This is a genomic window from Paenibacillus sp. P4_E11, from assembly GCF_056401635.1.
The window spans coordinates 25172-45382 of sequence record NZ_JBFUIX010000058.1 but is presented as its reverse complement, the minus strand read 5'-3'; the positions used below and the strand labels follow the sequence as shown (position 1 = coordinate 45382).

The window sequence follows — 20211 nt, the reverse complement described above, 5'->3', positions numbered from 1 at the left end:
TTCTAAATCACCACGGATCGCCACTCCCAGAAAACCGCCGCCTCCGAAACTACCTGCCTGGAGGTCTGTCTTCGTTCAGTTCACTAAAGAACTTTATTTCAATTAAATAACTTTATTTTCTTTCGCCAACAGATAATTTGCATATCCCCGCCCCATGTGCTACGATTTAAGTCGACAAATTTGCAGGTCTATACAAGGAGGTTCACGCACCCATGTGCCCCCGTACCAAAGAACAAAATGAGCTCATCCGCATGCAGCGCAGAGAACAGATCTTGGACGCCGCCGCGCGCGCCTACTTCCGCACGGGTGGCAGCTTTGATATTCGCGACGTCGCCCGTGAGGCCGAGCTCGGTTACGGCACGGTATACCATTATTACCCCAACCGGCATTTATTAATAGAAGATGTGCTGGGCAGCGGCTTCGAGCGATGCGAGCAAGCCCTGGCAGAATGGGCAAACATCTGCGGTGGTAGCCCGGATGACAGGCAGCTGTTGACTTATTGCAAGGCGCTGCTCCGGCTGTGGCAGTCGGACGCCCGCGCATATCTCGTCTACAAAATGGCGGCGGAACATTATGCAGGCTTGCCTGAGAAGGATCGGCACCCCACCAAGAGACGATTCATGGAACGACTGTACGTTCCGCTCCAATCGATCGCCCAGCGCGAAGACGACAGCGTCGACCATATGCTTGCCGTGCTGGTCGGCTGCTGCGGGTTGCACTACTATGCGGGCACTTCCGAGCTGGACGTCAATCGAATCGCTAAGCTCGCGATGCAAGCTATTACGAAGGAGTCCTGATACGAACATGGTCATCTTAAAAAGCAAGCATGAAATCGAGGCCATCCGCAAGGCATGCCAAGTGGTGGCCGAATGCCATCGCACGATCGCCCCGCTCATCAAACCGGGAATCACGACGAACGAGATTGAGCGCATCTTCGAGGACATTATCTTGAAGCACGGCGCCAAGCCCTACACGAAGGGCTACAAGGGTTATCAATATGCGACATGTGCCTCCGTCAACGACGTGATCGCGCATGGCTTCCCTAGCGATAAGCCACTTGAGAAGGGCGATATCGTGACGATCGACACGGTCGCGGAGCTCGACGGCTGGCTCGGCGATTCGGCCTGGAGCTATGCGGTCGGGAAGATCTCGCCGACGGCTGAGAAGCTGATGCGCGTAACGAAGGAATGCCTTGACCTCGGCATCGCGCAGGCGCAGCCCGGCAATCGGCTCGGCGACGTGACGAGCGCCATCCAGCGGCATGCCGAATCGAACGGCTTCGGCGTCGTGCGCGATCTTCTCGCGCATGGCATCGGCCGGGACCTGCACGAGGAGCCGAACTATATGCATGTCGGTAAGCCCGGCAAAGGCCTCCGCATCAAGGAAGGCATGGTGTTCACGATCGAGCCAATGATCACCGAAGGCACCTACTTCATGACAATCGATCCGGACGACTGGACCGCGCGGACGCTGGACCGCAAGCTCGCCGCCCAATACGAGCATACGATCGCCATCACGGCTGAAGGTCCACAAATCCTGACCGCGCAATAAAATAATTAGAGGCCGACCACGAGATGGTCGGTTTCATTTTTACGTATTCGGCATAACATCTTTCTTCATCCGACACATGCGTTCATACACTCTCTTACAGAGCTCAAAGGCATTTTCCGGATAATAGCAGGCTCGAAATTACGGTAATCGATAGCTCGATCCCGTCTTCAAGCCGAAGCAGGTTTGCGGACAGCGTATCCTCAAGGATCGTGAAGAGGCTGCTCGCCTGGGCGCGATCACTTGCCAGTACGACGAATTCATTTCCGGCGAACCGCGCGAAAAAATCGGAAACGACGGCTGACTCGGACAATAACCGGGCCAGATGACGCAATGCAAGGTCTCCCGCATGATGGCCATGGGTGTCGTTAATCGAGCAATTCTGTCCTTTATTTCGACTGCGGTCCTATTGCGTTATTTGTAGCAATAGGTAAGCATTTGATGCGATCTCCAGCTTTTCCCCTGCTCCACACGGAGCGTGCCAGTTTCCAAAGCACCCCGCGTACCATCTAAATGAATTTACTAGTTCATTAGCTCCTCGTTACTCATGGATATGGATATCTTAGATCGGTTCCAGACCACATTTTTTGCGGTATAGGTCGATCTTCATTACCATCGACTCGTTAATGTCGAGTCGAGATCGGAGTACGTCAATCGTCTCTTTAAGTGTGCTATGGATTAATTGGTGTACATCCTTGTGGAGGATACGTAGATTGCTAAATTTGTCGCTTCCACCAAGATGTATCGGAATATAGTGATGGCAGTGAACGTCGTGGGCAAATACATACATGCCTGTAATTTCGCATTTCCCTAATTTCATGCTGTACCGACTAATCCGGTTATCCATATATTCAACACTTCGGTTTGGGATGTTGGATTTAAGCAACTGGTGAATCTGCAGCTTAATATCTGGACGCATCTTGTGGGAGATTCGTTCCCTGCCTGCCTCTGTGTAGGGTGTGAGTTCTTGACTGAACCCCAATGTGTTCACCGTCTTCACGTTGGCAAGAGGATATAAATATACCCCCGCTATCTTGAACGTTCTGAAACCCAAACTGTAAAATTTTCTGTACGCTGGCGGAGGGTTTGCAGGATGTTCATACTTCCCAACCTGTTTGAGACGATTATACATGAATGCCCGCAGATCATAGGCAAGACGTGCGAACGAAACGCTGACATGGGTGGCCCGACTGAAATAGTTATGGATTCCTAGCACAAAGCTGTTGAAGAGTATAGCATTTTGAGCGGTTGGCGAAGCCCGTAGTGTTTGTATCCTTTTCTTGGCCTCAGCCTTGATTTTCGCCTTTTTGTTGGCTTTAATGCCTGTATGCGCTACTCTCTTTTTCCCTTTTTTGTTTGCACGGATGGTGAATCCAAGAAATTCAGATTCTCGTTTTCGTAGATTTACGATTTGGGATTTCTCCGGCGAAATATCCAGTTTTAGACGTTCTTTCAGGTATTGCCTTACGGCGTGATACCATTTCTGGGCGGTCTTCCAGTCCCGACAAAGGATCTTGAAATCGTCCGCGTAGCGGACGATGAATCCTTCTTTGAGTGTGGTTCGTCTCTTCGCATACAGTTCGCCTGATCTTGTCTTAAGGGGCTGATTCAGAGGGAAGAACTCCCATTGATCGGCAATCCATTGATCTAAATCATGGAGAACAATATTCGAAAGTATGGGAGACAACAGGCCGCCCTGAGGTACGCCCTTGGTTGGAATACCTTCCCCATCGATTTCAGATTTCAGCATTTTCGCAATGCAGGCTAAGACCCTTTTATCCTGAATCCCCATGTTCCAAAGCTGCTTAATAAGCAACGTATGGTTAACATTATCGAAAAAGCCTAAAACATCAATGTCTACCACAAAATGTAGCTGTGAGTGATTGACAAGAAATTGTAGCCTTGCCATCGCGTGGTGAGTGGACCGAAACGGTCTGAACCCGTAGCTGTGGTTGTAGAATTGGGCTTCTGCTATGGGTTCGAACACTTGTTTGAAGCATTGCTGAATGATGCGATCCAGAATACAAGGAATTCCCAGCGGCCTTAATTTGCCATTGTCTTTTTCGATGAGTTTCCGTCTAACTTTCTTTGGGTGATAGCTTTGCAATGTGCTTTGGATTTCTACAACTAGTTCGTCGTCGGTCAATTTTTGAATGTCGGCTATGGTTTTTCCATCGGTTCCTGGCGTCTTCGAGCCTTTATTGGACTTCATGGTTCGATAGGCCAACAGGATATTTTCTCTCGATGTGATCACATCGTACAAGTCCAGAAAGGTTTCTTCGTTCACGGCTCTATTGTATAAGTCGGTAAAGAGTTCCGTCATGCCGTAGTAATCCCAATATCTCAAGGCTTGCACTGTGGCATCCCTCCTATGAGGTGATGTTCCCACGTTCCTACCCGATCGGTGCAATTCACATTAGGAGAATGATCGTTCTTTCAATTAGACTCGGGGCTGTTCCTCCACTCCCATTACAGGAGGTTCATCAGTCGTGCCCCTGCCCTCACAGGGATAAATGCATTTCGGCTATGCCTTATAGCAACCGTTTCGGGTGACAGCCCTTGTTGCAACGTCCCTTGCTTTCTAAGTCCCTTACAATCTAGCTATTCGTTCTGAACTTAGGTGCTCCCTTTAGGCCTGTGAGCTGGATGCCGCCATAGTTCGGCATAGCGTATTTCAGAGGGCAGATTTTTACTTTACGCCACTCACACCATCGTTGGATGGCCCATATGTTTCCATATGTTCTAACTTTAGACCCTTACATTCGGTTGTTTGTCAGTTCCTTTCTCGGAACGATTCTCACCATATTCAGTTTTTCAGCCGCGCGGCATATCCGTTGGCATACCTTTTCTGCTCGAATGGCTCTAGCCTTCGTTCTGCCGAATCTACCTGAACTTCGTACCCCATGGCCTGTCAGCCATGACGCACGCAGGAGTGTTGGTGGGATGGTTTTCGGATACATGGTTCCGTCATTCCCATCCTCGATTGTAAAGTTAAGATTTGTTATTAAATCTCCTGCATTTCGCGCAGTAGCGCTTATTGCAGAACTTGTCGAACCTGCCCGTTAGCGGAACRAGGCYGCCGATATTTCGGCAGCCTTGCCCTTGGTGTCATTTTTGCGCTATCGTTCCCGTTAGATCAACAACAGATAAGACATAAGCGATAGTTTAATATTTTGTTTACATGCCAATAAACATGTTTCTACTAAGTGGACCCCAGTTTTCTCCCATGAAACCTGTCATTCCTTCTAAATTAACAAAACAAGGGAGCACAGTATACATGACACCACGCATAGCGTTAACCCTGAATGTCATGATAAATCTCATTCTCGAATTGTCTGCTGGTGTAATCATCGCCATATCAGGACGTACTGCATTGGCTGCCGTTAATGCTTCATTCATGCCCACGCTCGCGATACCCGCAGGACCCATATTGCTTCTAATCCAGTAATTTGAAACATTCGTTGCTGACGCTAAATCAGACCGTTGATCATATATCATTAAAATTTGATTTGGGGCAGTTTGTCTGGCCTCCACTAAAATTGGATGTGGCTGTCGGTACCCCGTAACCGTCGGTAACCCCCAAAAAGGTTCGCCAGCATAAGCATATTGTTGCATGAGTAGGTTACTCATTAAACGTCCTCCATCTCAATTGATATAGTCAATTGTCATGGGTTAATGTATGTAATCCAAAGTTTGTTTGTTAAAAAAATGTTTGGCAAAGGTCGCACAATTTAGCCTTGACAGGCGGGTGCTGGTTTTCAAGCTTTTCGTTTAGTCCAACCAGTCCTGGTTGGCCCCGGCCCCGCGGCAAGCGGGTTCTAACAAGAGCAACCCGGCGCCTTAGCAAGCGTCAAAAAGCCCCCACCTTGCCGGATGGGGGCTATCGCGCTGGCGGATCAATCCGCTTGCAGGATGGCGGCGATTTTCCCGCGCATGCCGCTCTCGCTTTGAAGCTTCGCCCAGTACAGGCGCGCTTCTTTCATGATCGCGTCCATCTGCGGGGCGGTCAAGCCGAGGTCGGTAAATAGGCGCATGTACGAGACCATATCCAAATACGACATGAAGCCCGGCGGGCGGTACATCGTTTCCGCGCCGGTCCGTTCCGCCGCTTGCCGCAAGGAGGGGATGCTAAGCGTTTTTGCGCGAATATCCGATTGAGCTTCCTCGGACAGCAGGTAATCGGCGAACTTACGGGCGGCGCCGGCCGATTCCGACCGCTTATTTACGGCTAGGCCGATCGTCATCATAATCGTCGCCGGCTCGTGTAGCACCGGCAGCGGCGCGATATCGAAGCGGACGTCCGATTCACGGAGGTGGTTCATCGCCATATAGGACGACAAAATGATCGAAACTTTCCCCTGCGCGAACAGCTCCTCGGCATCGGCGTCGCTTCCGGACAAAAACGTCGGGAACGTATTCGGCGCATAAATGATTTCCCGGCATACGTTCAAACCGTTCAAAATCGCGTCGACCGCTTCTTTCCGTCCGGGGGCCTCGGCAAAGCCCAAGCTGCCGCTTTGCATCACGAATACCGGCCAACGGTTTTTGGATTGGAGGAAGAAATAGAAGCCGAAACGTTCGTTCTCCACCGTCAGCCGCGCCGCATCTTCCGTCAGCTGCTCCCAGCTGCCCGGGCGGTATGGATCGGGCAAGCCGGCGTCCCGCAGATGGTCGCGGTTATAACACAGGACGAGCGGGGAGAAAACGAACGGCCTCACATACTGCTTGCCCCCTGACGAGAAGGCGTCGGCGAGAAACGGATAATAGGCCCCGTCGTCCCGTTCGCATTCGAGCAGCAAGTCCAAACGGCCGTTTCGGCAAAAGTCGTGGAAGTTGTTGTAATTCATCGCCACGATGTCGATCAGCCCGGTCTCCAAATATTCTTTGACCGTATCGTAATATTCGTGGAAGGCGATCGGGATCGGCTGCACGTGAACGTTCGGATGGTCGCGGTGAAATCGGCGGATGAGGGCGCCCAGCTCCGCTTCTCGATCCAGCGAAGCCGGATAACAGAACCTTAGGCTAACCGGACGGTCCGGGAGCTGCTCCGCTACCCGATTGCCGATGCGGGCGATTTTCTCGATCAAGCCTTCATCGACTAAGGCGCCCAGCCCGACCCGCACGAGCTTGTTGCTGAGCAGAAACTGCTTAGACAATTCCCGCTCGGTCGGAAAAAATTCCCCCGGACGCCGCTTGCCGGTGATGATGTCGCCCCGCAGCGTGCCGATCATATGCTCGAGTCGGAGACGGGCCGTTTTACGGCTTGGTTGGTCGGTCATGCGAATCGGTCCCTTTTCCCGCCCGCTTTCGGGCGCGTTGTAGGATTAATTTTACTAAATAGTGGGTCGTCTGTTCAAGTTGATGCCAAAAAAAGGCTCGAAGTCGTATTGACACTTCATGTTTTTTTCTTTTATGATAAGTTGTGAGTCACAGGTGAGTCAAATAAAGGAGATGAGGATGAATGAGAAGAAGTCGCATTCGAAAGGCGATGGCGGGGATGGCGTTGTTTGGTATGGCAGCCGGACTCGTACCGGCGTCCCCCGCGATCGCCGCCGAATCATCCGCGCCACCGGTAGTGCGCAACGCCGGATTCGAGGAACAACCGCCCGGCTCCGCGATTCCGGGATGGACGCAGACGTTCGGCGTCGGGGACAGCGGGATGAGCTTCGGCATCACGTCCGCGCAAGCGTACGAAGGGACGAACAGTCTGCTGCTCGACGACACGAACGCAGCGAAAGCGCTCGGACTGGAAAGCGATCCGTTCGCCGTCGTTCCGGGCGCGAGCTACTCGGCATCAGCCATGATGAAAGTTGAAAACGGTTCCATGGCGATTTACATCCGATTTTTTGACGCGTCGGGCGTCAAAGTCGGCGAATCGAGCAGCTTCATTACGCAGACGAACGGCGGCTGGACGAAAAACGCGACGTCGACGGTCGTCCCCGCGAACGCGGCGACCGGAACCGTTCTTCTGTATTCCTCCTCTACGGGAATTACGCGTGGATATGCCGATCAGGTGGGGATCGAGTTGAATCGAATCGGAACGTTCGAAAATATCGGCGGCATCGTGAAAGGAACGATCAACGAAGACAGCGCGATCGGCATCGAAGACGGCAAGCCGGTCATGTATACGGTGTTCAAAGGTCGGGCAGAAGTGCCGACCGCGTTCGCGGTCATCGACGCGGCCTCTCGGGACGTGCTGCGCACATTCCCGATGCCGGGCGTGGAAGCGGCTTGGGGCGTCAAAGTCGCGAGCGACGGTCAAGTGTATGTCGGCACCCATTATGACGGCGGGCTGTACCGGTATACCCCGAACGGCAAATCATTCGGTTACATCGGCCGGTTCGGCGCCGAAACGCACGTGTTCTCTTTAGCAGCCGGTCCAGCCGGCAAAATGTATGCCGGCACATATCCGGGCGGGAAGCTGTTCGAGTACGATCCCGCGGCGGGAGCGATCCGCGATCTCGGTGCGTTCGATCCGGAGCAAAAGTACGTACGTTCACTCGCCTACGACAGCCAGCGGAACGTTCTCTACGTCGGCGTCGGCGGAACGAAGAGCCGCATTTACCGGTTGAATCCGGACGGAAGCCGGGTCGAGCTGCTCTCCGGCGCCATCCCGGGCGGAGGCGATACGTACGCGTGGCCGTACGGCATGGAATTCGCCGAAGACCGGCTGTTCGTCAAGTTCTCGAACGCTGACCTGCTCGTCCTGCGGGGGGACGACAACGCCGTCGACTATTACGACCCGGCCGGCATCGACATTCATTCGGAACGGGTGACGGCGATCCCAGGCCAGCCCGGAAAGGTATTGTACTCGCTCGGCGGCCATCTATACGCCTACGATGTGACTACGCGTTCGTCGACGCTGCTCAAGCAAATGTCGGGCGGAGTCAATTTCCACGAAGGTAAATTCGTCGATCTCGTCAGCCCGGACTGGCCCGGCCTGACGTTCGTCGCGGGGGGCAAGTTCGGCAACATCATTCATTACAACATGACGACCGGGCGGGCGGAGGTTCAGCTGTCCGGGTACGAAGGGGCGCCGACGCTCATTCAGAGCCTCCATCAGGGACCCGAAGGCAAAATGTACGCAGCCGGTTACATGTCCGGATTTACTTCCTACGATCCGGTTACCGGCGCCGTATCCGAAACCGAGGAGCTCGGCCAAGTCGAATCGTCCGCGATTCGCGGCAGCACCATGCTGATCGGCGCGTACGCGGGCGCCCGCATCCTCGAATACGACCCGGGCCAGCCGTGGTCGGCGAGCAATCCGCAGCAGCTGTTCGATCTGCGCGCCCATGGGCAGGACCGTCCGTTCGCGATGGCGTACGCCGAAGACAGAGACGCGCTGTTCGTCGGCACGGTGCCGAACTCGACGTCGCTCCAGGGAGCGCTCGCCATGTACGACTTCGCCACGGAAAAGCTGGACGTGTTCCGCAACATCGTGCCGAACCAAAGCATCGTTTCGATGGCATACAAGGACGGCTTGCTCTATGTCGGCACGACCGTTTACGGAGGTCTCGGCACGAGCGGACCTACGGAAACGAACGCCAAGCTGTTCATCTTCGATCCCTCTACCAAGCAAAAAGTGTTCGAGGCGGTGCCGGCCATCGGGCGAAAAGGGGTTACCGGGCTTACAATCGGGCCGGATGGCCTCGTCTGGGGCGTCGCCGAGGATACGATTTTCAAGTTCGACCCGGCGACGCGGCTGTTTACGTACAAGACGGCCAAGTTGAGACGGTATAAGGACGGCACGGTTTGGACGTACGCGTTTTTGCAAACCGGCGCAGACGGCAACGTGTACGGCACATCGCGCGGCCAGTTTTTCACGATCAAGCCGGATACGATGGAATTCGTGCTGCTGAACAGCTCGTTCGGCAACTATTTGAACCGCGACCGGTTCGGCCATTTGTACTTCTCCGACAACAATTCGGATTTGTGGAAGTATACACCGCCCGCCGAGGAAGCGCCGGATACTGCGGCGCCGGTCACGACGGCCACCTTGTCGCCGCAGACGCCGAACGGGGCGAACGGCTGGTATTCGTCTCCCGTTAGCCTGAAACTCGAAGCGACGGACGACAAGTCCGGCGTTACCGGTTCGGTGTACAGCGTGGACGGCGGCGCGTTCTGGCAGACGTACAGCGGGACGGCGGCGTTCGACGTCGACGGCGCGTACGAGGTGCTGTACCGCTCCCAGGATCGGGCGGGCAATCAAGAAGTGGTGAAGTCGGTTTCGTTTCGCATCGACCGGACGCCTCCCGCGATCGGACTGAACGTGCTGCCGCAAGCGGCTTATCACGATTCGGAACGGATCGAGCTGAAAGCGTCGATTGCGGATGCCTTGTCCGGTGTCGACCTGTCGCTAACGGCCGTTACGCTCGACGAGCAACCGATCGCGGTGGACGCCTCCCTCGAGTTGGCCGCACTGCCGCTCGGCCCGCACGTCTTCCACGCGACGGCGGGCGACTTGGCGGGCAACGTCGCGAGCGTCACGATTCCGTTCCGGATCGACACGAACACTTCGTCCCTGCTAGCCTTGATCGACCGGTTCGCGGCGGACGGCTCGATCGACAACGGCGGCATCGCGACAAGCCTGCGCAGCAAGCTTCGGAACGGCAATCTGCAGCCGATGCTGAGTGAACTGGAAGCGCAGCGGGGCAAGCACATATCGGCCGCGGCTGCGGATATTCTGATCCGCGACGTGCGCGTATTGCTTCAGCAGGGCTAAGCTGCGGCAGCCTGGAGCTCGAACGCATCGAGGAGCGCAGCCGGTCGGTTCGCAGGGGAGAGACGGAAATCCCATTCTCTCCCAGGCTACGCCTTCCGGCTGCATCCGAGCTCCATCGGCCGCTTATTGACTTTTCAATATAAATCTTTGTTGGCCCCTTCCGTAGAAGGATAGAAAGAAACGATGCTCCTATATTAAGGCTTCCACGATCGTATAATCCGGCGACTTGCGGTTGTCGATCTTGTAACATTTCCACTTGCTATATACTGATTTTGGAAAAGCAAATCATAGGTTTCGTTTCTGTTACGTAGGTTTTCATGGGTATCAAAAGCTACCACCGCGCCATCATTTAAAACCAGCACCTTGTCGCAGTCCAAAATAGTAGATAAACGGTGAGCAATGGAAATCATGGTTTTCCCCGATGAAAGGCTCTTGAGTTCTGTAATGATGTCATTCTCATTTCCGTTGTCAAGAGCGCTTGTACTTTCGTCAAAAATGATGATGTCCCTGTCCTGTAATAACGCACGGGCAATAGATAGGCGCTGTCTCTGGCCCCCTGAAAGTTTTACACCTTTTTCTCCGATTATCGTATCTAATTTATTCTGCAAGGTTTCAATGAAGTCATGAATACTCGCTCTGCGGCAGCATTCTATCAATTCCGCATCGGTTGCGTCGACCTTTGCCAGCAATAGGTTTTCTCTGATCGTCATATTGAAAAGAACCGGTTCCTGCACAACTATACTAACTTTTTCTGACAGACTCTCGCTGTTCACAGTATATATATCAATGCCGCCAATGCGTACAATACCACCTTGCGGTTTAATCTTCCCTGTCAACAGTTTAGCGATGGTAGACTTGCCGCTGCCGCTTTTTCCGACGATTGCCAGATGTTCGCCCTTACTCACGGAGAACGAAATACCGTCAAGAGCAAATGAATCGTTTCCCTCATATGTAAATTCCAAATTTTCAACATGAATATCTGTTCCGTCAATTTTCTTATGGGGTCTCTTACCTACTTCTAAATTCAGTATCTCGACAACTTTTTCGATATTCACCGAATCATTCTTGAAGTTTATTATGGAATTACTAATGCTTTCTATATGCCCGAAAAACTGCCCGTAAAAGCTAATAAATACGAGCAGCACACCGACTTGCGAGTAACCATTAATTACGAATAATCCGCCAATAAAATAGATAAACAACTGGGTAATGAAGTTTTTCGTGAGATACGAATAGGTAATCCCTAGATGCAAATAGAGCTGGCTTAGAAACCAAATAGGCCTTATCTTCTTGTAGTGTCCGTTTAATTCATCAAGCTGCGCGTCCTCAAGGTTGTTGATCTTGACATCTTTCCAGTTTTGAATATTCGAGTGTAAAAAGGTTTCATATTTTGTTTGCAGTTTCCATAGTTCCTCTTTGGCTTTCTTCGATTTTCCTCCCAAAAAATTAACCGTTAAAAAAGATATCGGAACAAAAATAAAACTGATAAGCGCGATCCGCCAGTCGTAACTTAGCAAAATACCCGCCAGCACAACAGCGTAAACGACGCCGTAAATAAAATCTAATATATGGGTCGTAAAAAAATTCTCGGCAACAATAGAATCGCTTTCAATCCGACTCTTAACGTCGCCAATGCTATATTTGCTATATACATCATGATCAAGGCTGGTATACTTTTTCAGCAATTTTTTCTTTATTCTCAGGTCATATTTCAGTATTAACCGGTTTGAAAACCTCTTACTGACTGTGATCCCGATTGTCGCGAATAGGAAAACAGCCAGATAACCGATGATGACAGGCGAAAGCTCGTTCATATGTTTATCCACTAAAACGCGATTCACCAAAAACGAGTACAAGAACAAAGGGATAAGCCCGAATATTAAGTTCCACACCTTGAAAAAGCCAAGCGTAATCAACGGCTTGTTAATGCCATCAATATCCCGAGTTAATGCCTTAAAGGTTTCCAACCGGTTCATACGCTTCATCTCCTATGTACTGTTCGCGGAATAAGTCTATATACGTTTCATTGCTTTTAATCAGTACGTCGTGAGTATCAAAGCCTGCAACAACGCCGTCCGCTAAAACCGCGATTTTATCACAGTTTTTGATGGTGGAAAAACGGTGGGCGATTATGATAAGCGTCCGATCTTTCGACATATCCCCCATCATGCTCCGAATAAACGCTTCGTTCTGGCTGTCAAGGAACGATGTGGCTTCGTCGAAGATCAAAATCTTGGGATTCTTGACTAATATCCTGGCGATAGCCAGACGCTGCTTCTGCCCGCCGGATAATTCTTGCCCGTCAGTTCCAAGCATCGTGTCCAGTCCGTTTGGAAGTGTCAGGAAAACATCATAAAGGGAGGCTTTCTTAAGCGCTTCCAGTAATGCGTCATCATGATCCTTGTTGTTCGTAAATGAAAGATTGTAACGTAGGGTATGATCGTAAAGGATTGTCTCCTGATGGACAATACCCACCTGGCTCCGCAAGCTATGTAAGTTATATTCATTGACATTCATTCCATCGATCAGAAGCTCGCCGCCGTCAACGTTATATAAATTGTAGAGCAGGTTCGCCATCGATGTTTTACCTGCGCCGCTCTTTCCGACAATGCCAATTGTGCTTCCTGCATCAACACGGAGATTGAATCCGTTCAGAACATGCTTATCTTCGGAGTACCCAAATGTGACATTGTTAAATTCAATCGTGCCCTCCTTTATTTGTTTCGGCGGATGGCTTTCTTTGTAATCCTCTTCATCTTCATTCAGAATATCCACGACACGTTGTATGGAGACAAGTTGCTTCCCGACCTCAACAATTCTGCCGTTTATGGTGCTAAAGTAGGTCACAGCCATATTGAAATAGCTTAAGGCGGCTACAAAAACGCCGAGCTGCATGTGGCCTTTAACAATGAAATAGGCACAGGTCACAAATATCACCAGTTGTGCGATAAGCATGATGAACGAATTAACCCTTTCTGCCGTCACGTCGATTCTTCCGCTTATCACTTTCATTTTATTGATGGCTGTCGTTTTTCTTGAATAAAACCTTGTTACTTGTTTACGTGCGTTAAGGATTTTTATCTCCTGCAAATTTTTCGCGATTTCAAACAAGTAAGAGGATAGTTTGCCCTGTTCCTTTGAAATATCCTTCCTGACATTTTGCGATTTTTTCTTGAAATGTTTCGAGGTAAAGAACACCACGGGAACCAGAACGACTGTAAAAACTCCCAAAAATATATTGTAGTAAAACATGAAGCAGACAGCGAATAGTATATGTAAAAAGTTAGAATATCCCCAAAGACCGCTCGAGAATACGAGATTCATAATATCCTTGGTGTCGTTGTTCATTCGGCTGATCATATCTCCACTATACATCCCGGAGAGGTCTTTCCCTTTTTTATGTAATATCTTTTTGAACAGAGTCCGCCGTATATCAAAGACAAAACCCGTCATCAAATGTGACTGAATGAGATTGTTTAACGTCATAACGACAAACTGATTGATTAGGAGTATGCCAGCATAGATAAAACACAAATTCAAAAAGGCGGTCATGTCTTTATCATAAAAAACGATATTGATAATTTTCCCGTTGAGGAACGGATAAATCAAATTGGTCACCGTTCCTAATGTAGTGATGATGAACCCACATAAAAACACCCATTTGTGCATCAACACAAATTTTGTAACCCATTGCCTTGTTGTCATAAACACACCTCTATTATCTATAACAGATATGGATAACGCTCACGCCTCTTTATCATTGGCTACCCCTTTATTATCAAGAGTGTTTTTTCTTGAATTTAATAATATATTGCTCATTTAAACATCCTCCTTAATTCTTGGTTTCGAATGTTATCTATCGTAAAATATAATATCTTATTTTACAAACCTCAAAAACGCATGTTCGCTATTTTGCATAGATTTACACATTCACATTACAATGCCTAAATTCAGGATTTTCAGAAAATAATAACTCTGTTTATCTCTAAAAACCTTAGATTTCCTCATCTTCCCTCTGTTAGTACATTGATCTAAACTGCCCGTTAACATAATGAGGCCGCCAATTATGTCGGCAGCCTGTTGGTTATTGAACTATAGTACCCGTCTAGCTAGTGTTATCCCCAAACTAGATGCCCCTTCCTCATTTTTGCAATGTAATAGATTTGTCCTGTGTGACTAGGTAAATGTCTGAATTGATGCAGAAGCATTTCTAGAATTGTGGATTGATTGTCTAGGCCGGCACTGCTGAACGTTGGATAGTTTAAATATGGTTGATCCAGTAACTTTTCTGGGTTTGCATTTATGATTTCAAGAACTTGTATGACGCTGTCGTATGATTTCTTCAAAAGTTCCAATGCTTGCTCTTTTGTCATTTGCAGACCGCGTTCGAATTCTTTACTCCTATCTTCATTATGTGGAGCACCAAAGTATGCGGTTTCAAACCATTGATATAAAGCCCCCGAAATGTGTGCTACCAAATTTGCGATGCTGTTACTCTCAGGTGTAGGTGACCATACGATATCCTCATCAGACAATTGTTCAATGGCAATGCGAGTCCATTTCTGGTCTGCTTTGTATTTCCTTAAGAGATGGTCAATCACAATAGTTGAACTGTCCAAAACCCTTCACGCTCCCATATTTTTCTTCTAGTGTACCAAACATATGTTCGCTTTCGAAGGGCGACAAGGTTCTCTTATACCCAAACTCGGATAAGGAACAATTACGCAATCCTGCCCGTCCCTCGGTTGAATTGCATCCTACAAGGGTTCAGATAATGAGGAGTCCTTCAAATAACGCTCACAAGCAATTTGGGTGCCCAAGCTATTAGCTAGAATAGCTTACAAGGCTGCCGATCCGCGGCAGCCTTGTAAGTAACAATTTTAACTTTTTGATTATTATTGCTGGCAAAGCTGAAACTTGTTTCCATCTGGGTCCAAAATTTCTAGGTCTGTTCCACAGCTATCTCTATCCCTTAAAACTATATCTCCAAATTCTACATTATTGGCTTTCAAACTCTTAAAAACAGCCTGTATATCCTCAACATGTATGCAAAATGCAGGCTGATGATACCCATCTTTATTGTGAAAGCTCAACGGTCTCTTATCATTACTTTGAATTAAGAATAAATTATATCCTGATCCTGTTCTTAACGAAACCATATCCTTTCTTGGAATAAGTGGCTGTGAGTATCCAGCTACTTCCATATTGAAGTTTTTTATGTACCATAGGGCAGATTCATATGGATTTGATACAGGGATGTAGATACATGCCAATCCCTTTAGAACGGGTCCATTTGTCTGAATACTCATCGTTACATTCCTTTCTACTTTAGATTGAATAGAGCTATTAAGCTATCACGCAGTTTAATACTAATACTATAACAATTAATGGAATATATAGGAAGATGGAATTAATGAATTATTGAACATAACTGCCCGCGTAACGAGGCCGCCGATCTGATCGCAGCAGCCTCATTTGCTTGGATTGTAACATACAAGTCGATTTTGTCTTCTAATGTTCATGGGCTGGTCGTATTTGGTCGTTTTTCTTTCGCCTTTTGCCATTGTTCTTCCGTTCCWACAAAAAAGGTCAGTTTTTCAGGGAACTTTTCAATAAGGCCATTGGGTCCGCCTCTATCCCCCCCTGATGTGCCCTGTCCATGGATCATTGACACATCTGTTGGAATTTCAATTCGCCGACCGTCTTGCTCAACATAATTTAAAACCATGGTTCCTGAAACATTCTTGCTTGTAGTCATTACTTTTCCAGAAGGTGGGACCTCATAGATTAAAATGCGACCCTCTTTTATTAAAGCAGGAAAACCAGGTTGTTCGTATGTAACTTCAACCCATCCCGTAAACCCCTTTGGCAATAAGAAAAGATGTGTAGTTGTTCTATCCGTTCTGTTTAATAAAATAATGCCTCCTGCGATAATGGAAATAGTTACAATCACAGCGAAGAACGGAATAACTAAATCAGAAAAACGTGCTTTTTTTATCATAACCGATCTCTCCCCTACTTCCTTGCTTAGTCCAGCCTGACTTGTCTGATCAGTCAACAAATTCATGATGCCATTGCTTCCCGTAAAAATTATCTACTTTTTTTCCGTCGACATAGCTCTGAAAATAACGCGTACTGTTCCGAACGAAACATGCCGTCCATTAAGTTCCAATTACTCTTGCTCTGTCGGGAATTTAATACATTCTTATTACGGTTCCATTAGTTGGAAAGTTGCGTTATCCTGCCCGCAGCGTAACGTCGGCGGTTCGTACGACGTCGGCCGACGCCAGGCACCAGGGATGAGAATGGAACACAGCTACGCATCCGGATCCTCTCTGGCGGGCTTTGCCGCGTGTAACGAGACTGCCGATTCATGCCGGCATGCTCGTTCATCTCGCGGGAGCAAGAGCATTTATAGCCCCCATCCACTCTGAAGGCCTTCTGGCTGAGATCGTTCGTGCCCGCGTGGGCGCGATTGTAGGCAAAATTCACACCATATTGCTAAATATCCTATGCTTTTTTTCTAAATCACCCACGAATTTGTACTGTATCCCTGTAGAAATCATTACCTTTGACGGGTTGTAAGGCACCATATACTATAGAATAATGGCTGTACCGACATGTCTTTTTCGACTGTGCACGCTTACTTTACCGCTTTCATGCATAAGAGTATGCCAGTCAATACTACCAATCTTACTGGAGGAGTTTCGACTATGAAAAAGAAATTAGGAATTTTTGTTCTTTCGGCAGCCCTGTTGGCTATAGCATCCGGCTGCGGAGAGAAACCGAAGGATGCAGCATCCGGAGGCGGCAATACCGACAAGAAAACTTATCAACTCGCGATATCCCAATACGTGGAGCATTCTTCTTTGGATGCGACCCGCAACGGCATTTTGGCTGCGCTGAAAGATGCCGGCCTCACGGAAGGCAGCAACTTAAAAGTCGATTACAACAACGCACAAAACGATTCCGCCAACAACTTGTCCATTGCCCAGAAGATCGCCTCGGCGAAAAACGACTTGGTCATAGGAATCGCCACACCTTCCGCACAGGCACTCGTTCAGCAGGTCAAGAATACGCCGGTCTTGTTCGCAGCCGTTACCGATCCTATCGGCGCCAAAATCGTGAGCAATATGGACAAGCCTGGCGGCAACGTCACCGGCGCCTCCGATACGAATCCGGAAGCCATTATCAGTCTGATGGATTTTGTCGCCAATAATTTCCCGAAGGTAAAAAAAATCGGTGTCGTCATCAATGAAGGGGAGTCGAATGCTGTCGTAATGGCCGATCACGCTAAAAAGGCTCTTGCCAAACACGGTATCGAGTTAATCAAAGCGCCGGTTACGAATACATCCGAGGTCAAGCAGGCGGCTGAATCGCTGGCAGGCCGTGTCGACGCGATATACATTACGTTGGACAATACCGTCGTCAGCGGCGTGGATACGATCTTGAAAGTCGTGAACGACAAGAAGATTCCTTTCTTCTCCAGCGACCGCGATACCGTTGAAAAAGGTGCCTTTGCCACCGTAGGTTTCAAATATTACGACCACGGCTACCAAGTCGGCCAGATGGCAGCGGATATTTTGAAAAACGGCAAGAAACCGGCCGATATGAAAGTAACCGTACCGGACAAGCTCGACGTCATCTTGAATTTGAAAGCGGCCAAAGCTCAGGGAATCGAAGTTACCGACGCGATGAAAAGTGCGGTCAAGGACCAGAAGAATAACATTATTCAATAAATGTCATTTTAAGGGGGTGGACAGACGCCTAATGTCCACCCTCTTCACATGAATAAGGAGGCAACTCTCATGATGGAGTCATTGATTGACTCGTTACCCGGATCGATTGAGCTGGGGCTGCTCTATGCTTTAATGGCGCTGGGCGTGTACATCACATTTCGGATATTGGACTTCCCGGATCTGACCGTTGACGGCAGCTTTGCAACCGGTGGAGCAATCGCGGCGATCCTCATCTCCCATGGGGCTTCCCCTTGGGTGGCTTCTTTTGCTGCATTAGGCGGAGGTCTAGTCGCGGGAGCTTGCACGGGGCTTTTACACACCAAAGGCAAAATCAACGGATTGCTGTCCGGAATTTTGATGATGATCGCCCTGTATTCCGTCAATATGAGGATAATGGGCAAACCTAATGTCTCCTTGCTCGGAGTGGATACGATATTCACCGTCGTCCATCCACTCGTTTTTATGCCGATTTTGGTGATCCTAGTTAAGCTGCTGTTGGATGGTTTTCTGCATACCGACTTGGGCATGGCGCTTCGGGCGACCGGCGACAATTCCCGAATGATCCGCAGTCTCGGTGCGAATACGGACAATACGACGATTTTAGGGCTCAGCCTGTCTAACGGCCTGGTCGCCTTATCTGGAGCATTGATCACGCAACAGTCCGGCTTCGCGGATATATCGATGGGGATCGGGATGATCGTAATCGGTTTGGCTTCCGTCATCATAGGAGAAGCGATTTTCGGAGCCTCTACCGTCTTCCGGGCGACTCTAGCCGTTCTACTCGGTTCCATCATCTACCGGATCGTGATCGCCGTCGCCCTGCAGGTTGAATGGCTCGATGCTTCCGACTTAAAGATGATCACGGCTGTCATCGTAATCATCGCTCTCGTGCTTCCTTCAGTTCAACGAACATGGAGGCAAAAAAACTTGGCGAAAAAACGTTCCGCTTACTTTGCCGGGACTCCTACCGATAACACAACCAGGGGTGACCGCTAATGCTTGAATTATCGAAAATATCGAAGTTGTTCAATCCGGGCACTCCGGACGAGAAAGTCGCCCTGAACGGGATCACCTTGAAGCTGAAAGCCGGTGAATTCGTCACGGTGATTGGAAGTAACGGGGCGGGCAAATCCACGTTGATGAACATCATCTCCGGCGTCACGAAACCGGATTACGGCGAAGTTCGCATTGAAGGCAATGTGATCCATCACCTTCCGGAATACAAGCGCAGTGGTTGGATCGGACGCGTTTTCCAAGATCCGATGGCCGGCACCGCTCCTCATATGTCCATCGAGGAAAACATGGCTATGGCCTATAGGCGCGGACAATCACGGGGACTTCGGTTAGGGATAACATCCGGCAAACGCACCATGTTCCGCGAACAGATTCAGCGTCTCGGCTTGGGTCTCGAGGATCGGCTTGGGGCCAAGGTGGGCCTGCTGTCGGGCGGCGAAAGGCAGGCGCTCAGCTTGTTAATGGCTACTTTCACCAAACCGGATATCCTGCTCCTTGACGAGCATACGGCCGCTTTGGACCCTTCACGTGCCGAGCTGATTACCAGGCTGACCGAGCAGCTCGTCCGCGAAATGAAACTCACGACATTGATGGTCACCCATAATATGGAGCAGGCTATCCGGCTGGGCACCCGCCTGCTCATGATGGATAAAGGCCGAGTCTTAATCGATCTCGAACAAGAGCGGAAGAAAGATATAACCGTAGCGCAGCTTCTCGGGGAATTTGAGAAAATCAGCGGGAATAAACTGTCCGACGATCGGTTAGTTCTTGGCTGAATAAACGAGCTATGATATGGGGTTAGACATCCGCCGGCGACCCGTGTCGATCGGCGCCCTGTGTCCAACTGTGCCCCGGCCGCGCGCGTCACTTGTATAAGTATGAAGGCTGCCGAGTTGGCAGCCCTTCATAAATTATCATGAAACTATCGTCAGCGTAACCTCTTGTGCGAACTATAGAACCTTAACCGTGGCAATCTCTCTTCCAGCCCATAATCTAAAGGTGTACCCACTGACAAGATCTCCCCAAGGCGCATCATCGACTAAAAATCGTACATCCGCATATGTTTGCCATGTTCCTTCAATCTGACTAGTAATTCTAACGGGTACGGTCCAAGTATCCCCGGTAAACTGTTCATCCTCAAGATCTCAGTAGTTCACGATTAGTTCTTGCAACCAAATATTACAGGGA

15 protein-coding genes are annotated in these 20211 nt (G+C 49.4%); 6 read left to right on the top strand and 9 right to left on the bottom strand.

The features are described from left to right. The first annotated feature begins 212 nt into the window (after window positions 1–212). Together AC1DWB_RS20830 and map are read left to right on the top strand one after the other, a co-directional pair. Window positions 213–797 (top strand): TetR/AcrR family transcriptional regulator, encoded by a 585-nt coding sequence (locus AC1DWB_RS20830; RefSeq protein WP_477543013.1) that lies wholly within the window; start codon window positions 213–215, stop codon window positions 795–797. A gap of 7 nt (window positions 798–804) precedes the next feature. Then, window positions 805–1551: a type I methionyl aminopeptidase gene (gene map, locus AC1DWB_RS20825; protein ID WP_477543012.1), complete on the top strand. Its 747-nt coding sequence runs from the start codon at window positions 805–807 to the stop codon at window positions 1549–1551. Window positions 1552–1654: 103 nt separating this feature from the next. On the opposite strand, the gene AC1DWB_RS20820 is transcribed toward map, so the two are convergent. From AC1DWB_RS20820 to AC1DWB_RS20805, 4 genes are all read right to left on the bottom strand, one after another. Then, complete coding sequence (locus AC1DWB_RS20820; protein WP_477543017.1) at window positions 1655–1921, bottom strand: diguanylate cyclase; 267 nt, start codon at window positions 1919–1921, stop codon at window positions 1655–1657. A 189-nt stretch (window positions 1922–2110) separates the two neighbouring features. Then, window positions 2111–3904, bottom strand: a complete 1794-nt coding sequence (gene ltrA, locus AC1DWB_RS20815; protein ID WP_477543011.1) for a group II intron reverse transcriptase/maturase — start codon at window positions 3902–3904, stop codon at window positions 2111–2113. Window positions 3905–4725: 821 nt separating this feature from the next. Further along, window positions 4726–5178 (bottom strand): hypothetical protein, encoded by a 453-nt coding sequence (locus AC1DWB_RS20810; RefSeq protein WP_477543010.1) that lies wholly within the window; start codon window positions 5176–5178, stop codon window positions 4726–4728. A gap of 266 nt (window positions 5179–5444) precedes the next feature. Continuing rightward, on the bottom strand, window positions 5445–6827 hold the full coding sequence (locus tag AC1DWB_RS20805; RefSeq protein ID WP_477543009.1) for an ABC transporter substrate-binding protein: 1383 nt from the start codon (window positions 6825–6827) through the stop codon (window positions 5445–5447). A gap of 182 nt (window positions 6828–7009) precedes the next feature. Here AC1DWB_RS20805 and AC1DWB_RS20800 point away from each other — a divergent pair, with 182 nt between their 5' ends. After that, entirely contained in the window at window positions 7010–10270 is a 3261-nt protein-coding gene (locus AC1DWB_RS20800) for an OmpL47-type beta-barrel domain-containing protein (protein ID WP_477543008.1), read from the top strand. A 194-nt stretch (window positions 10271–10464) separates the two neighbouring features. Here the strand turns inward: AC1DWB_RS20800 and AC1DWB_RS20795 are convergent, their stop codons facing one another. From AC1DWB_RS20795 to AC1DWB_RS20775, 5 genes are all read right to left on the bottom strand, one after another. Next, complete coding sequence (locus AC1DWB_RS20795) at window positions 10465–12246, bottom strand: ABC transporter ATP-binding protein (RefSeq protein WP_477543007.1); 1782 nt, start codon at window positions 12244–12246, stop codon at window positions 10465–10467. Then, window positions 12224–13975: an ABC transporter ATP-binding protein gene (locus AC1DWB_RS20790; protein ID WP_477543006.1), complete on the bottom strand. Its 1752-nt coding sequence runs from the start codon at window positions 13973–13975 to the stop codon at window positions 12224–12226. The genes AC1DWB_RS20795 and AC1DWB_RS20790 overlap by 23 nt, the downstream gene beginning before the upstream one ends. A 410-nt stretch (window positions 13976–14385) precedes the next feature. After that, window positions 14386–14889: a DinB family protein gene (locus tag AC1DWB_RS20785; RefSeq protein ID WP_477543005.1), complete on the bottom strand. Its 504-nt coding sequence runs from the start codon at window positions 14887–14889 to the stop codon at window positions 14386–14388. Between the two features lie 276 nt (window positions 14890–15165). Further along, a complete protein-coding gene (locus AC1DWB_RS20780) occupies window positions 15166–15579 on the bottom strand; it encodes a VOC family protein (protein WP_477543004.1) in 414 nt (137 codons plus the stop codon). 209 nt (window positions 15580–15788) lie between these two features. Next, on the bottom strand, window positions 15789–16271 hold the full coding sequence (locus AC1DWB_RS20775; RefSeq protein WP_477543003.1) for a DUF6843 domain-containing protein: 483 nt from the start codon (window positions 16269–16271) through the stop codon (window positions 15789–15791). Between the two features lie 712 nt (window positions 16272–16983). On the opposite strand from AC1DWB_RS20775, the gene AC1DWB_RS20770 reads away from it, so the two are divergent. The 3 genes from AC1DWB_RS20770 to AC1DWB_RS20760 all read left to right on the top strand — a co-directional run bounded on the left by AC1DWB_RS20770 (window position 16984) and on the right by AC1DWB_RS20760 (window position 19799). After that, window positions 16984–18009 carry an ABC transporter substrate-binding protein gene (locus AC1DWB_RS20770; protein WP_477543002.1) on the top strand — a complete coding sequence of 342 codons (1026 nt, stop codon included), beginning with the start codon at window positions 16984–16986 and terminating at the stop codon, window positions 18007–18009. Window positions 18010–18078: 69 nt separating this feature from the next. Continuing rightward, entirely contained in the window at window positions 18079–19005 is a 927-nt protein-coding gene (locus AC1DWB_RS20765; protein WP_477543001.1) for an ABC transporter permease, read from the top strand. Next, on the top strand, window positions 19005–19799 hold the full coding sequence (locus tag AC1DWB_RS20760) for an ABC transporter ATP-binding protein (protein ID WP_477543000.1): 795 nt from the start codon (window positions 19005–19007) through the stop codon (window positions 19797–19799). The genes AC1DWB_RS20765 and AC1DWB_RS20760 overlap by 1 nt, the downstream gene beginning before the upstream one ends. Window positions 19800–20211 lie beyond the last annotated feature (412 nt).

Excerpts from the sequence above, each read along its gene's own strand:
- AC1DWB_RS20830 (WP_477543013.1), top strand. The coding sequence starts at position 213 with ATGTGCCCCCGTACCAAAGAACAAAATGAGCTCATCCGCATGCAGCGC.
- map (WP_477543012.1), top strand. The coding sequence starts at position 805 with ATGGTCATCTTAAAAAGCAAGCATGAAATCGAGGCCATCCGCAAGGCA.
- AC1DWB_RS20810 (WP_477543010.1), bottom strand. The coding sequence starts at position 5,178 with ATGAGTAACCTACTCATGCAACAATATGCTTATGCTGGCGAACCTTTT.
- AC1DWB_RS20805 (WP_477543009.1), bottom strand. The coding sequence starts at position 6,827 with ATGACCGACCAACCAAGCCGTAAAACGGCCCGTCTCCGACTCGAGCAT.
- AC1DWB_RS20800 (WP_477543008.1), top strand. The coding sequence starts at position 7,010 with ATGAGAAGAAGTCGCATTCGAAAGGCGATGGCGGGGATGGCGTTGTTT.
- AC1DWB_RS20795 (WP_477543007.1), bottom strand. The coding sequence starts at position 12,246 with ATGAACCGGTTGGAAACCTTTAAGGCATTAACTCGGGATATTGATGGC.
- AC1DWB_RS20790 (WP_477543006.1), bottom strand. The coding sequence starts at position 13,975 with ATGACAACAAGGCAATGGGTTACAAAATTTGTGTTGATGCACAAATGG.
- AC1DWB_RS20780 (WP_477543004.1), bottom strand. The coding sequence starts at position 15,579 with ATGAGTATTCAGACAAATGGACCCGTTCTAAAGGGATTGGCATGTATC.
- AC1DWB_RS20770 (WP_477543002.1), top strand. The coding sequence starts at position 16,984 with ATGAAAAAGAAATTAGGAATTTTTGTTCTTTCGGCAGCCCTGTTGGCT.
- AC1DWB_RS20765 (WP_477543001.1), top strand. The coding sequence starts at position 18,079 with ATGATGGAGTCATTGATTGACTCGTTACCCGGATCGATTGAGCTGGGG.
- AC1DWB_RS20760 (WP_477543000.1), top strand. The coding sequence starts at position 19,005 with ATGCTTGAATTATCGAAAATATCGAAGTTGTTCAATCCGGGCACTCCG.